The following is a 13,532-nucleotide window of genomic DNA, read 5'->3' as shown; positions in this document are numbered from 1 at the left end:
GGTCCTCCAGTGCTTGCGGTGCAGGGGACTCGCGTCGAGGCGGCGAACCGAGCGAGCGGTAAGCGCTCTCCAAGGTGGACTAGACCACTGGGACTGTCAAGCATCCCTTCGTAGGGCGACACGGGTACCCGGTGCTGGGCGTCGTCGGGGCAGCGTGATTGCATCGAACGGTGCCCGCGGTTCACCCGCCGACCCTGGTACGGGGGTCGGACCCGATCCGGCGTCGCCCAGAGTGGGACGTCGCGGGCCGTCGTGTGCTCGACAACCCGGGCGGGCCGGTGCGGGTGCTGGGCGGACCGGGCACGGGCAAGACCACGCTGCTGGCCGAGGTGGCCGCGGACCGCATCCTCAACCGGGGCCTCGATCCGGAGAACGTGCTGGTCCTGTGCACCAATCGCAAGGCAGCCACGACGATGCGGGCGCACATCACCTCGCTGATCAGCGAAGCCCGGGTTGACAGCCCGCTGCGCACGATCCGTGAGCCGCTGGTGCGCACGGTGCACTCCTACGCCTTCGCGGTGCTTCGGCTGCACGCGACGACCTTCGAGCTGCCGCCGCCGCGCCTGCTGTCCGGCCCGGAGCAGGACGTGGTGGTGCGCGAGCTGCTCGCCGGTGACATCGAGGACCAGGCGGACTACTGGCCGGAGCGGTTGCGCCCGGCCATCGCCGTGCCCGGCTTCGCCGCGGAGCTGCGGGACCTGTTGCTGCGCGCCGCAGAGCGCGGGTTGGGGCCGGAGGACCTCGTCGAGCTGGGCAAGGAGCACGGGCGCCCGGAGTGGGTGGCCGCGGGCACCTTCGGCGCCCAGTACGAGCAGGTGCAGCTGCTGCGCGGATCGGTGGGCTCCGAAGCGCCGCAGGCCACCGCGCCCGCTCTGGACGCCGCCGAGCTGGTGGGTTCCGCGCTCGGGGTCTTCCACTTGGAGCCGGAGCTGCTGGAGCGCGAGCGCGCCCGGGTGCGGCTGTTGCTGGTCGACGACGCGCAACACCTTGATCCACAACAGTTCGAGCTGATCCGCGTGATCGGTGGCTCGGCGGGGGAGTTCGTGCTCGCCGGTGATCCGGACCAGGCGGTGTTCTCCTTCCGCGGCGCCGATCCGCAGCTGCTGCGGGATGCCCCCGGGCGCACGGTCACCCTCTCGACGGACCACCGGATGAGCCCGGCGGTGCGGGAGGCGGTTCGCCGGTTGATGGCTCGTCTGCCAGGTCCGCCAAGGACTTTGACCGGTCCGGGGGAACAGCCGCCCGGCGAGGTCGCGGTGCGGTTGTTCGCCTCCGGCGCCCAGGAGGCGTCGTGGGTGGCAGACCAGTTGCGGCGGGCGCACCTCATCGACGAGGTGCCGTGGTCGGAGATGGCGGTCGTCGCCCGCTCGACCGGGCGAGTGCTGCCGGTCCTGCGCAGGGCGTTGCTCGCGGCGGGTGTCCCGGTGAACGTCGACCTGGACGAGTTGCCGTTGCCGCAACAGAGCGCGGTGTGGCCGTTCCTGACGCTGCTGCGCTGCGCCGCGCGGCCGGAGGAGCTGAACCCGGAGGTCGCCGCCGCCCTGCTGTCGAGCCCGCTCGGCGGGGCGGACCCGTTGGCACTGCGGCGATTGCGGCGAGGGCTCCGGCGACTTGAGCTGGCCGCGGGCAGCGACCGCGCGAGCGGTGACCTGCTCGTCGACGTCCTGCGGGAGCCGGATCAGCTCGCCGCGCTCGAGGATTTGGCTGCGGCGCCGGCGCGCCGGGTGTCCGGGTTGTTGCAGATCGCCAGGGAGGCGATCGCGAAGCACGCCAGCGTCGAGCAGGTGCTGTGGCAGGTGTGGCAGGCCAGCGGCCTTGAGACGCGGTGGGTCCGTCAGGCCGCGCGTCCGGGGCCCACCGGTGCCCAGGCGGACCGCGACCTCGACGCGATCGTCGCCTTGTTCGACGCGGCGGCCCGGTACACCGACAGGCTCCCCGGTCAGGACGTCGCCGGGTTCGCGGATTACCTGACAGCACAACAGATCGCGGGCGACACGTTGGCCGCCGCGGCACCGCAGGGCGAATCGGTGTCCGTGCTCACCGCGCACGCGGCGGTCGGTCGTGAGTGGACGGTCGTCGCGGTGCCGGGTGTGCAGGAAGGCGCCTGGCCGGATCTCCGGCTGCGCGGATCGTTGCTGGGCGTGGAAAAGCTCATCGACCAGCTCGCCGGGCTGGAGCCCTCGGACAAGCTCTCCGCGACCGCGCCGATCCTGGCCGAGGAGCGCAGGCTGCTGCTCGTCGCCGCGAGCCGGGCCAGGAAGAAGCTTCTGGTCAGCGCCGTGCGCGGGGAGGACGAGCAGCCGTCACGGTTCCTCGACGAGCTGGACGGGTTCGACCAGTTCGGCACCGAGGAGGCGCCGCGGCCGATCGCGAAGCCGGAGCGCGGGCTGGTGCTCGCCGAACTCGTCGGTGAGCTGAGGTCGGTGGTCTGCGACCCGGACGCCGAGCCGGACAGGCGCTCGCGCGCCGCCAGGCAACTGGCGAAGCTCGCGCAGGCCGGAGTTCCCGGAGCGCATCCGGACAACTGGTACGGCTTGCCGGAGACGTCGAGCGACGCTCCATTGTGGACAGAAGGGGACACCGTATCCGTTTCTCCATCCACTGTGGACGTACTGACGCGGTGCCCGATGCGGTGGATGGTGGAGCGGCACGGCGGGCAGGACTCCGCCGAGCTGGCCTCGATCACCGGCTCACTGGTGCACGCCCTGGTGCAGGCGGCAGCTGAAGGGGCGGACAACGACACGCTGCGCAAGACGCTCGATCAGGCGTGGGCCACCGTGGACGCCGGAGCGCCGTGGTTCTCGCGCAAGGAGCGGACGCGCGTCGAGGCCATGCTGACCGCCTTCATGACGTGGCTGTCCAGCAGTCGCGCCGAGCTGACGCAGGTCGCGGTGGAGAACGAGCTCTCGGTGACGCTCGAACCGAAAGCCGGTGGTCCTTGGCTGCGCGTGCGGGGCCGCGTCGACCGCCTCGACATGGACAAGGACGGCCGCGCGGTCGTGGTGGACGTCAAGACCGGCCGCAATCCGGTGAGCAAGGCCGATGCCGAGCAGCACCCGCAGCTCGCGGTCTACCAGCTCGCCGTGGCGCTCGGTGCGTTCACCAAGCTCGGGCTCGGCACGGAGCCTGGTGGAGCGCGTCTGCTCTTCGTGTCCAAAGAGGACAAGAAGACAGGCGCCGCTGAGCGTGTTCAGCCGCCGTTGGACGAGCAGGCCATCAAGGCGTGGACCGACGTGGTGCACGCGGCGGCGGCCTCTTGCGTCGGACCCGAGTACACCGCGACGGAGAACGCGGACTGTTCTCGTTGCCCAGCAAGGACTTGCTGTCCGATTCAGCCTTCGGGTCGACAGGTGCCGGAGTGACCGCCGACGTGCTCTTCTCAGCGGAGGCGGCAACGTGACCGCCGACGTGCTTTCCTCAGCGGAGGCGGCAACGTGACCGCCAGCCCGGCTCGTATCGCGGACGCCCTCGGCCTGCACCCCCCGACACCCGAACAGGCCGAGGTGATCGCCGCGACCACCGAACCCGCGCTGGTGATCGCGGGTGCGGGCGCCGGCAAGACGGAGACGATGGCCGCGCGCGTGGTCTGGCTCGTCGCCAACGGCCTCGTCACACCTGATCGCGTGCTCGGATTGACGTTCACGCGCAAGGCGGCTCGCCAGTTGGCGGACCGCGTTCGGCTGCGGTTGCGGCGCCTCGCCGGCTCGGGGCTGCTCGACGAGCTCGACCCCAGCGGTGACCGCACCAACGCGGTGCTGACCGGTGAGCCGACCGTGTTGACCTATCACGCTTATGCCGGGCGGCTCGTGGGTGAACACGGTCTGCGTCTGCCGGTCGAGCCTGGGGCGCGCCTTCTGCGCGAGACGGCTTCATGGCAGCTCGCGCATCGCGTCGTCTCGTCGTGGACCGAGGACATCAACACCGACAAGGTGCCCTCCACCGTGACCGGATATCTGCTCGCCCTCGCGGGTGAACTGGGCGAGCACCTGGTCGGCCCGGAGCGCCTGCGCAAGCACGCCGAGGAGTTCTGCCGCTACATCGAGAGCGCGCCGAAGGGGCCCCGGCAGCGCAACGAACTGAGCCAGGACGTGCAGAAAGTCCTTGCCGCGCAACGACTTCGTATCGCGCTGCTGCCGCTGGTCGAAGAGTACGCCGCGCGGAAGCGGCGCGAGGCCTCGATGGACTTCGCCGACCAGATGGCGATGGCCGCTCGTCTGGCGGAGGAACACCCGGAGGTCGTGACGGGCGAGCGCGAGCGCTACGGCGCAGTGCTGCTCGACGAGTACCAGGACACCGGTCACGCGCAGCGCGTGTTGCTGCGATCGCTGTTCGGCGGTGGGCATCGGACCCCGGTTCCTGTCACGGCCGTGGGTGATCCGGCGCAGGCGATCTACGGTTGGCGTGGCGCCAGCGCGGCCAACCTTCCGCGGTTCGCGACCGACTTCCCCCGCTACGGTGAGGATCGGCTGGAGCCTGCGCGGCGATACGGCCTGCTCACCAGCTTCCGCAATCCTCCTGAAGTCCTCGCGCTGGCCAATGCCGTGTCCGAGCCGCTGCGCTCTGCCGGACTGGACGTGGAACCCCTGCGGGCCAAGGACAACGCGGGTCCGGGCGATGTCCGCGTCGCGTTGCTGCCCGATGTCCAGCAGGAGCTCGACTGGGTGGCCGACACGATCGCCGCCTACTGGGAGTCCCGTGTGGACGCGACGGGGGAGTCGCCGACCGCCGCGGTCCTCGTGCGACGGCGGTCCGACATGGCCGAGATGGCGACCGCGCTGCGCGATCGCGGACTGCCGGTCGAGGTCGTCGGGCTCGGTGGACTGCTGGACGAGCCCGAGGTGCGCGATCTGGTGAGCGCGCTGCGCGTGCTGGTCGATCCGCTCGCGGGCACGGCGGCGATGCGGCTGCTGACCGGATCTCGTTGGCGGATGGGCGTTTCCGATATCGCGGCGCTGTGGGATCGGGCGAAGTTCCTCGCCGGCGGCGCGGACGCGAAGCCGACCGGTACCGATGCCATCGCCGACGCGCTGCCCGGTGAGCACGCCGAGCTGGCCGGGCTGGTGGACGCGGTGGACGACCCGGGTGATGCGGAGGCGTACTCCCCGGAGGGGTACCGCCGGATCCGCAAGCTCGGGCAGGAGTTGGCCGCGCTGCGCCGCAGGATGGACCAGCCGCTGCCGGAGCTGGTGGCCGACGTCGAGCGGAACCTGTTGCTGGACATCGAAACCCTGGCGCGGCCCAACAAGATCGGCCGGGCCCAGCTCGACGCGTTCGCCGACGTGGTTGCGGATTTCGCCTCCGCGAGTCCTTCGGCGACGTTGCCGTCCCTGCTGGACTTCCTCAGCGCGGCGGAGCGGGCCGAGGACGGCCTGGAACCGGGCGAGGTCGAGGTCGCCGAGGACCGCGTGCAGATCCTGACCGTGCACTCCGCCAAGGGGCTGGAGTGGGAGATCGTCGCGGTGCCGCACCTCGTGAAGGACGTGTTCCCCGGCAAGAAGAAGTCCTCGAGCTGGCTGCGCACTCCGCAGCAGCTGCCCGCGGAGCTCCGGGGTGACGCGCAGGACCTGCCGACGCTGTCGCTGGAGAGCTGCGCCAACCGCAAGGAGATCGAGACCGCGCTGAAGGTGCACGAGGAGGACTTCGAGGAGCGCAGGCTGATCGAGGAACGGCGGTTGCTCTACGTCGCCCTGACCCGCGCCGAGCACGCGCTGCTGGTGTCCGGGCACTGGTGGGGCGAGACGGGGGAACGGCCGCGAGGGCCTTCGGTGTTCCTGGCCGAGATCCACGAGGCGATGTCCGAGTCGCCGGAGATCGGCTCGGTGCAGCACTGGGCGCCCGAGCCCGACGTGGAGGCGGGCAATCCGCTGGCCCAGGCGACGAAGAGCGCGAAGTGGCCGCACGACCCGTTGTCCCGCAGGCGGTCCGCGGTGCAGGAGGGCGCCGACATGGTGCGCGCCGCGCTCAACGAGCCGCCGCCGTCGGAGGACGATGAGGAGGACGATCCCGAGGGCTGGGCCCGGGACGTGGACGTCCTGCTCGCCGAGCGGGCCGCGGCGGCGAGCCGTCGCGAGCAGGTGCGGCTGCCGTCCCAGCTGTCGGTGAGCCAGCTGGTCGAGCTGGCCGCGGACCCGGAAGCGCTCGCCCGGCGGCTGCGCCGTCCGTTGCCGTTTCCGCCCAACCCCACCGCCCGCCGGGGCACTGCCTTCCACGCGTGGCTGGAGCGGCGTTTCGGCGCGACCAGGCTGCTGGACCTGGACGAGTTGCCGGGAGCCGCGGACGAGACCGCTGTGCCCGACGCGGACCTGGAGAACCTGCAACGCGCGTTCCTGGCGAGCGAGTGGGCCGACCGGACGCCGGAGGAGGTGGAGGTGCCGTTCGAGACCGAGGTCGACGGCATCGCGGTGCGCGGCCGGATGGACGCGGTGTTCGCCGACCCGGACGGCGGCTGGACCGTCGTGGACTGGAAGACCGGCGCGGTGCCCGACGCCGCGCACCTGCCCGCCGTCGCGGTGCAGCTGGCCGCGTACCGGCTGGCGTGGGCGAGCCTGCGCGAGGTGCCGCTGGACCGCGTGCGCGCCGCTTTCCACTACGTCCGGCACGACCACACCCTGCGCCCCTCCGATTTGCTGGATGCTGAAGGCCTGCGCGGCCTTCTCCGCTCGGTCCCGCGACCCGGCTAACCTGGCGGCGTGCCCGCCTCTCCCGCCAGCCGCGAGCCCGCTGTTCTGCTCGACCCGGAACACGGCGGGTGGTCCTGCGTCGGCAGGGAGCTGACGGTCGTCGCCAGGGCCATCCGCTGCCACCTCGACCGGCTGCTCGCCGCGCGCGGGCTGACCTTCGCCGGGTTCCTCGCCCTGCAGGAGCTGGCCGCGGGCGCGCGGGGCAACTCCGAGCTGGCCGCCCGGTTGGAGATCGAGGCGCCCACGCTGACCAGGCAGATCAACAAGCTGGTCACGTCCGGTCTGGTCGAGCGGATCGTGCCGGAGCACAACCGGCGGTGCGTGCGGCTGTCGCTGACCCGCGAGGGCCGCGCGCTGCTGACCACGCTGCGCCAGGAGGTCGCCGAAGCCGACGCCGAGATGCGCGCGTGCCTGGCCGAGGAGGAGCTGGTCACCCTGCGCGCGTTGCTGGGGCGGCTCGGCGCGCGGCTGGAGGACCTGGGGCGTCAGCGCGAGGACGGCTGGTGCGCCAGCTCCAGCGTGCGCTCGTAGAGGACTTCCAGCAGCCAGCGGCCGAACAGCGACGGTCCGAACTCCCCGGAGCGGTCCTCCGGCGGGACCAGCGCGGTCGCGCCGGTGCTGTCCGCGGTGACCACGCCGATGCCGTAGTAGTCGAGCTCGATCATCCGCCAGGGGTCCTCGGGCTGCGGTGACGGCAGCACCACGGCGCACGGCGCCAGGGTCATCAGCGTTCCGCAGGAGGTCAGCGCCCGGTCCACCGAGGACTCGAACACCAGGACCCCGAGCAGCTCCACCGCGGGCACCGGGACCTGGTCGTGGAAGCTCGGCTCGAACCAGGAGCGGAACCACGACGGGTCGGACTCCGGTGGCCAGCCGTTGCGCGCACGCCACTCGTGCACGTCGCTCCGGATCCGGACGACGGCGGAAACCTGTTGTCCCAGGACGGACACGTCTGGGACGACCACGCCGTGCCAGCCGAGTGCGTTCGCGGCGTGTTCAAGAGGCGGCACCGGGGCATCGTAGGCCCAGGCGCAACGCCTTGTGGAGGCCGTGGCGGAGCAAATGCAATTGGCATTTGGCGCCTTACCCCGGACTACCTGCGGATTTTGGCGCGCATTCACCAAATTTTTAGCCACCCTGTCGACTCTCCACCGCGTGTCGCCCCATCGGGTGACCAGCGCCCGCCTGCACCCCCTGCACCGCAGGACGGGCGTCGACACGCGAAGGAGTCAGGTCGATGAACCGAAGCTCGGTCATCACCGCGTTGGGCGTCGCGGCCGTCGCCGCCGCCCTGCTTCCCGGTCCGTCAGCACTCGCCTCCGCCCTTCCGGGCACCGAGGCGAGCGTGCCCGAGGCCCAGCGCCTCGCCGGGTTCACCCCGCCCGCCACCGACCGCAGCGGCGTCAAGCTCAGCCACGCCACCGCGGTCGCCCGGCTCACCGCCGCCGGGATCGGCATCTGGTCCAGCGGCAACTGCTCGGACCGCCTCAACCCGAACTGCACGTCCTTCGAGCAGATCAACTCCGGGACGATCGACGGGATCGTCACCCTGCGCAACGCCAGCGGCTGCGCGCTCGTCGCCACCGGCGGCACCGAGGACGCGCACGGCTCGCACGCCGGCTACTCGCACTGGAACGGCTACAAGATCGACTTCCGGCGCAACGACTGCGTCGAGGGCTACATCCGCCGGACCTTCGCCAAGGTCGTCCCGCCGACCTTCGGCATCGAGCAGTACAAGGCGCCCAGCGGCAACGTCTACACCAACGAGAGCGACCACTGGGACGTCCTCTACTGGTGAGCCCGTCGGCGCACCCGCAGCGCCCACAGCACCAGGGGGACCTGGAGGGGCAGCCGGGCGAGGGCGACCAGGCGCTGCGGCGCGGGCCGGTCCCGGTAGTCGTAGGCCATCTTGACGTTGGCCGGGAAGACCGCCGCGAACAGCACCGCGGTGAGCAGTCCGCCCGTTGCACGGGTGCGCGGAACGGCGACGGCCGCCGCGCACCCCAGCTCGGCGATGCCGGAGAGATGGGTCCACAGTCGTGCCGAGCCGGGCAACCGGCTCGGCACGATCGCGTCGAAGGGCTCGGGCTTCACGAAGTGCAGCACGCCCATCCCGCCGAGGAAGGCCGCGAGCACCGCGGCCGAGGTCTGCTTGTCCGCCACCATTACCGAACGGTAACCGGCGGGGGACACGCGGCGCGCGGGGAATCACAGCCCGTGCGCCGCTCACATGCCCTAACCTCCCGCTCCGTGACCGACGCGCACCATCCGGGCGCGGGTTCCGCCGAAGCACAGGAGGTCTCGGCCCGCGCCGAGTCCTACCTCGCGGACCTGCGTGACTGGCTGACCATCCCCTCCATCAGTGCCGACCCCGCCCACGGCGACGACCTGCTGCGCTCGGCGCGCTGGCTCGCGACCGCGCTGCGCCGGGACGGCTGGCCCGAGGCGCGGATCTGGGACGACGGCTCCGCCCGCCCCGCCGTGCACGCCGTCTGGCCCGGCGACGGACCCACGGTCCTGATCTACGGGCACCACGACGTCGCGCCCATCCACGACGTCCAGGGCTGGCGGCATCCCCCGTTCGAACCGGTGCTGCGCGACGGCGCGGTGATCGCCAGGGGCGCGGTGGCCAAGGGACTGCTCACCTCCGTGCGGCTGGCCCTTGCCGCACACCTCGCGGCCACCGGGCGGCACCGCCCGGCCGCCACGCTCGTGCTGCTCGCCGAGGGAGCGGGCGCTGTCGGGTCCGAGCACCTGGAGCGCCTGGTCGGGGCGCACCGCGGCGAACTGGACTGCGGCCTGCTGCTGGTGTTCGCGCCCGCCCCGAGCGCTGCGGAGCCCACCCTGCTCGGGGAGTTCGGCGTGCCCGCGCACCCCGGCCTGCCGGTGCTGGACGGGGTCGCCTCCGCGCCCGCCGACCGCACCCAGCAGGATGAGCGGCTCAGCACCTCGCTGCTGCTGCACAACGCCGTGCGGCTGGCGGGTCTCCTGGGCGATCCGCGCCGGAACCCGGCGGGGATCGACCTTCTCGACCACGGGAGCGCGGCATGATCCGCCTTCGTCGCACCAACGACGACCTGGACGTCAAGCCCGGGCACGCCCTGGTCGGCGTGCTGAAGATCCCGACGAACACGATGAGCCCGATCCGGGCGATCGTGCGCAGGGTGATCGGGGCGTCGCTGGCGCTGGTCGCGACGGTGCTGATCGTCTACTTCGACCGCGAGGGCTACCGCGACGTCAACGAGGACGGGCTGTCCCTGCTCGACTCGATCTACTACGCGACCGTGTCGCTGTCGACCACCGGCTACGGCGACATCACCCCGGCGTCCCCGTCCGCCCGGCTGATCAACGTCCTGGTGATCACCCCGCTGCGCGTGCTGTTCCTGATCGTCCTGGTCGGTACCACCCTGGAGGTGCTCACCGACCGCTCCCGGCAAGCTCTCAAGATCCAAAGTTGGAGGTCCAAGGTGCGCGACCACACGGTCGTCATCGGGTACGGCACCAAGGGCCGCTCCGCGGTCACCGCGCTGCTCGGCGAGGGCACCGAGAGCACCCAGATCGTCGTCGTGGACACCGACCACGAGTCGCTGGAGGCGGCCTCCGCGCAGGGCCTGGTCACCGTGCACGGCTCGGGGACGAGATCGGACGTGCTGCGGCTGGCCGGCGCCTCGAGGGCCAAGGCCATCGTGGTGGCGGCCAACCGCGACGACACCGCGGTGCTGGTCACGCTGACCGCGCGCGAGCTGGCGCCCAAGGCCCAGATCGTGGCCGCGGTGCGGGAGGCGGAGAACGTCCACCTGCTGCGCCAGTCCGGGGCCGACTCGGTGGTGGTCTCCAGCGAGACCGCGGGCAGGCTGCTGGGCATGGCCACCTCCACGCCGTCGGTGGTGGAGATGTTCGAGGACCTGCTCACCCCGGACGCCGGACTGGCCATCTCCGAGCGCGAGGTCGAGGCGGTCGAGATCGGCGGTTCGCCGAGGCACCTCTCCGACATCGTGCTCGGCGTGGTGCGCGACGGTCACCTCTATCGGGTGGACGCGCCGGAGGCCGACGCCATCGAATCCGGGGATCGCCTGCTCTACGTCCGCAAGGTGACCCCGGCTGGAGAGGACTAGCCGAGGCGAGTCTGGGAGCATCCTCGACGTGGTCGCTCGCCCTGCCCCGGTCCGCTGGGGACTGATCCTGCTCGTCGTCGGCCTTGTCGGACTCGGCGCCGCCCTCGTCGTGTGGGGGCTTCCGCTGGTCACCGGCACGTCGTCGGGCGACCTCGCGCCGACGAGGCGGGTGCCCGCCACCGTGGTCGAGCCGGTCGCCTGCGGTGGCAAGGCCAGGGACGGGATCGAGATCCGGGTCGACGGGCTGCCGATGCGCGCCAAGCTCGACGCGTGCGGCAGCCGCGAGGGCGAGCAGCTGGAGGTCGAGGTCCCGCAGAAGCTGCCGGCCAACACCGAGAACCTGGTCGTGCAGGTGGTCGGCACCGGGCAGGCGGGCAGCGGGCTCGGCCAGCGGCTGCGCGCCGTGCTGTGCACGGTCGCCGGGGTGGCCGGGGCGATCTACGCGCTGCTGCTCGCCGGGCACGGCAGGCGCCGCTCGGCCGCCGGGCAGCCCGCATGATCACCGACTGATCACCGGGGAACCCCGTGCGGGGGGAACACGTCGGAGCGCCGAACCTGTTCTCCGCCCGCACGTCGAGGAGCCCGATGCCGCACCGACCCGCGCGGGCCAGGACGTCGGTCACGCTCACCGCGGAGGAGTTCGACCGCTTCTGGCGCGCACTCGACCTGGGCCCGATGCCGGAGCCCCTGGCGCACCTGGCGGTCAGGCAGCCGGTCGGGCCGGTCCGGATCGAGCCGCGCTTGCGCGACCTGCTGACCGTGCTGGCCACCGGCCGCCAGGAGCTGCACGCCACCCTGCGCCAGGACCCCGGCCGCCGGATCATGGCGGCCGCGGTCGGCGACGAGGGTGTGCTCGCGGTCGGCGACGGGGGCAAGATCACCCTCACCCGGATCTTCGGCAAGGCGCTGACCAGGACGATCGTCACGGCGGTTCCCCCGCTGCGGGGCGGTCCAGGGCGATCGGTGAGCCTGCCGAGCGCGGTCTTCGACGCGGCCTGCGCGGACGGCGAGGACCTGGCGGCCTGCCTGGTCCGGCGGCGGGTCGGGCAGGCCGACGCCGCCGTGATCGGCGAGATGCTCAGCGGGGTGGTCGGCGGCGGCCGGTTCACCTCGGCGGTGCGCGACGGGGCCAACCGCAGGAAGCGCGGCGGGCACGCGGTCGCCTTCGTGGACACCGACCACGGCCGCTACCTGATCGAGCAGCGGGCCACCTACAACGGCCCGGCGTGGACCACGATCGCCCCCGGCGGCATCGCCCGGCTGACCAACCAGGTCGGCCGCCTGCTCGTCGACACCGCCCGATGAGTTTCGGCGGCCCGGGCGGTCCACCCTCCGTTGCGACGGAGAGGAGTGGTCCGCGTGGACCTGTACAGCATCATGCCGGTGAGCGACCTGGGCAGGGCTCTTGAGTGGTTCGCGGTGTTCTTCGGGCGCCCGGCCGACGAGGTGATCGGCGAGGAGCACCTGTGGCAGGTCGGCGAGAACGCGTGGGTCGTCGTGGACGCCCGTGACGTGCGCGCCGGGCGCGTGGGCAAGGCCATGGTCACGTTGGGCGTGACCGACCTCGACGACATCCTGGCGCGCCTGGCCGCCAGGGGCGTCGAGCACGATCCGGTGGAGACCTACGGCTACGGCGTGCGCCACGTCGACGTGCTCGACCCCGACGGCAACAGCCTCTCGTTGGCCGAGGCACCCTGAGCCGGGCTAGCTGACCTCGGCGGAGGACGCGGTCCAGGTGTTGCACGAGGCGGTGCGGTTGTCCTTGTGCCCGCGCTTGGCCCACGCCGCCTGGTTGCTGGCCTTGCCGTGGGTGCTGCCCTGCACCGAGGTGTCGTCCATCCGGCGGAAGTCGGCGACCCCGCTGTCGGCGAGCGACTTGGTCACCGAGCCGCGGCCGGAGGTGGCGGCGAAGAACATGCCGGCGAAGCAGGTCGCCTGCATCTCGATGCGGCGGGAGGTCTCGCGCCCGGCCGGGGTGGACTCGCCCGCGTCGATCTGCTGCCGGTTGGCCGCCGACAGCATGCCGCTGACCGCCTGCACGTGGTGGCCGTACTCGTGCGCCAGCGTGGCCAGGTGGCCGGACGCGGCGGAGCGGCCCGAGCCGTAGTTGCGCTGCAAGCGGGTGATCGGCATGTAGATGGTGAAGTTGGCGCCGCAGTACATCGCGATCGCCTCGTCCTCGTTCGGCGGCTCACCGCACGGGTTGCGCGGCAGGTCCGGGGAGGTGTCCAGCTTCGCCTGCTGCGTCGGCAGGTTGGCCGCCTGCAGCACCGGGGTCCACGCGGCCTCCAGGCACTTCAGGCCCGCGGTGTAGTAGTCGTGCAACTGCTCCTGGCCGCGGCCGAACGCGGGCAGCTGGCACTCGATCGGGCCGAGGCCGAGCCCCTCGGCGAGCAGCGGGTGGTCGGCCAGCCGGTACTTCGGCCGGGCGACCGGCTTCTCCTCGGGACCCGCGGTCGAGCTCGGGGGCGATGCGGCCAGTCCGGGTTCGCCGACATCGGGCGACGATCCCCAGGTGCGTGCCAGCCCGGCGAAACCGAGGATGCCCGCGAGCAGGCCGGCCACGACGAGGGTGATCACCAGCGGCGAGTTGCCGCGCCCTCGGTAGTGCGCCGTCGGGTCCTCGAGCGGCGGCTCGACTGGCTCTGTCATCGTCGGGGCCTCCACACGCCGGATCGGATCGGCCGAAGACGCACGTCCCGGGAACGGGCCATGCGCTTGCAGCATAGGCGGACAC

At 72.1% G+C, this 13,532-nt stretch carries 12 protein-coding genes; 9 read left to right on the top strand and 3 right to left on the bottom strand.

The annotated features are described in order from the left end of the window. Positions 1-170: 170 nt before the first annotated feature. From BLT28_RS23580 to BLT28_RS23570, 3 genes are all read left to right on the top strand, one after another. Positions 171-3,362, top strand: coding sequence for an ATP-dependent helicase (locus tag BLT28_RS23580; RefSeq protein WP_081900050.1), 3,192 nt, complete (start codon positions 171-173; stop codon positions 3,360-3,362). Between the two features lie 72 nt (positions 3,363-3,434). Beyond that, entirely contained in the window at positions 3,435-6,680 is a 3,246-nt protein-coding gene (locus BLT28_RS23575; RefSeq protein ID WP_030427739.1) for an ATP-dependent helicase, read from the top strand. A 9-nt stretch (positions 6,681-6,689) separates the two neighbouring features. Then, positions 6,690-7,211: a MarR family winged helix-turn-helix transcriptional regulator gene (locus tag BLT28_RS23570; RefSeq protein WP_052406927.1), complete on the top strand. Its 522-nt coding sequence runs from the start codon at positions 6,690-6,692 to the stop codon at positions 7,209-7,211. Here the strand turns inward: BLT28_RS23570 and BLT28_RS23565 are convergent. Further along, entirely contained in the window at positions 7,166-7,690 is a 525-nt protein-coding gene (locus BLT28_RS23565) for a hypothetical protein (protein ID WP_030427741.1), read from the bottom strand. The genes BLT28_RS23570 and BLT28_RS23565 overlap by 46 nt on opposite strands. A 227-nt stretch (positions 7,691-7,917) precedes the next feature. Between BLT28_RS23565 and BLT28_RS23560 the strand changes: the two genes are divergently transcribed. Next, positions 7,918-8,478, top strand: coding sequence for a hypothetical protein (locus BLT28_RS23560; protein WP_030427742.1), 561 nt, complete (start codon positions 7,918-7,920; stop codon positions 8,476-8,478). Here the strand turns inward: BLT28_RS23560 and BLT28_RS23555 are convergent. After that, complete coding sequence (locus BLT28_RS23555) at positions 8,469-8,846, bottom strand: DoxX family protein (RefSeq protein ID WP_030427743.1); 378 nt, start codon at positions 8,844-8,846, stop codon at positions 8,469-8,471. The two genes, BLT28_RS23560 and BLT28_RS23555, sit on opposite strands and share 10 nt — an antisense overlap. A gap of 84 nt (positions 8,847-8,930) precedes the next feature. Here BLT28_RS23555 and BLT28_RS23550 point away from each other — a divergent pair, with 84 nt between their 5' ends. The 5 genes from BLT28_RS23550 (at position 8,931) to BLT28_RS23530 (ending at position 12,493) form a co-directional block, all read left to right on the top strand. Then, positions 8,931-9,731 (top strand): M20/M25/M40 family metallo-hydrolase, encoded by an 801-nt coding sequence (locus tag BLT28_RS23550; protein ID WP_030427744.1) that lies wholly within the window; start codon positions 8,931-8,933, stop codon positions 9,729-9,731. Continuing rightward, entirely contained in the window at positions 9,728-10,795 is a 1,068-nt protein-coding gene (locus BLT28_RS23545) for a potassium channel family protein (RefSeq protein ID WP_030427745.1), read from the top strand. The genes BLT28_RS23550 and BLT28_RS23545 overlap by 4 nt, the downstream gene beginning before the upstream one ends. A gap of 28 nt (positions 10,796-10,823) precedes the next feature. Then, positions 10,824-11,294, top strand: a complete 471-nt coding sequence (locus BLT28_RS23540; protein ID WP_030427746.1) for a hypothetical protein — start codon at positions 10,824-10,826, stop codon at positions 11,292-11,294. An 86-nt stretch (positions 11,295-11,380) separates the two neighbouring features. After that, on the top strand, positions 11,381-12,100 hold the full coding sequence (locus BLT28_RS23535; RefSeq protein ID WP_030427747.1) for an ESX secretion-associated protein EspG: 720 nt from the start codon (positions 11,381-11,383) through the stop codon (positions 12,098-12,100). 54 nt (positions 12,101-12,154) lie between these two features. Beyond that, positions 12,155-12,493, top strand: a complete 339-nt coding sequence (locus tag BLT28_RS23530; protein ID WP_030427748.1) for a VOC family protein — start codon at positions 12,155-12,157, stop codon at positions 12,491-12,493. Positions 12,494-12,499: 6 nt separating this feature from the next. Here the strand turns inward: BLT28_RS23530 and BLT28_RS23525 are convergent, their stop codons facing one another. Continuing rightward, positions 12,500-13,447 (bottom strand): neutral zinc metallopeptidase, encoded by a 948-nt coding sequence (locus BLT28_RS23525; RefSeq protein WP_052406928.1) that lies wholly within the window; start codon positions 13,445-13,447, stop codon positions 12,500-12,502. Positions 13,448-13,532: the final 85 nt, after the last annotated feature.

Origin of the sequence: Allokutzneria albata, assembly GCF_900103775.1 — a bacterium.
Taxonomy (GTDB): domain Bacteria; phylum Actinomycetota; class Actinomycetes; order Mycobacteriales; family Pseudonocardiaceae; genus Allokutzneria; species Allokutzneria albata.
The sequence above is the reverse complement of the archived record's forward strand: the minus strand, read 5'-3'. Positions and strand labels throughout refer to the sequence as shown.

Coding starts and splice junctions, on each gene's coding strand:
- BLT28_RS23560 (WP_030427742.1), top strand. CDS start 7,918: ATGAACCGAAGCTCGGTCATCACCGCGTTGGGCGTCGCGGCCGTCGCC.
- BLT28_RS23555 (WP_030427743.1), bottom strand. CDS start 8,846: ATGGTGGCGGACAAGCAGACCTCGGCCGCGGTGCTCGCGGCCTTCCTC.
- BLT28_RS23545 (WP_030427745.1), top strand. CDS start 9,728: ATGATCCGCCTTCGTCGCACCAACGACGACCTGGACGTCAAGCCCGGG.
- BLT28_RS23535 (WP_030427747.1), top strand. CDS start 11,381: ATGCCGCACCGACCCGCGCGGGCCAGGACGTCGGTCACGCTCACCGCG.
- BLT28_RS23525 (WP_052406928.1), bottom strand. CDS start 13,447: ATGACAGAGCCAGTCGAGCCGCCGCTCGAGGACCCGACGGCGCACTAC.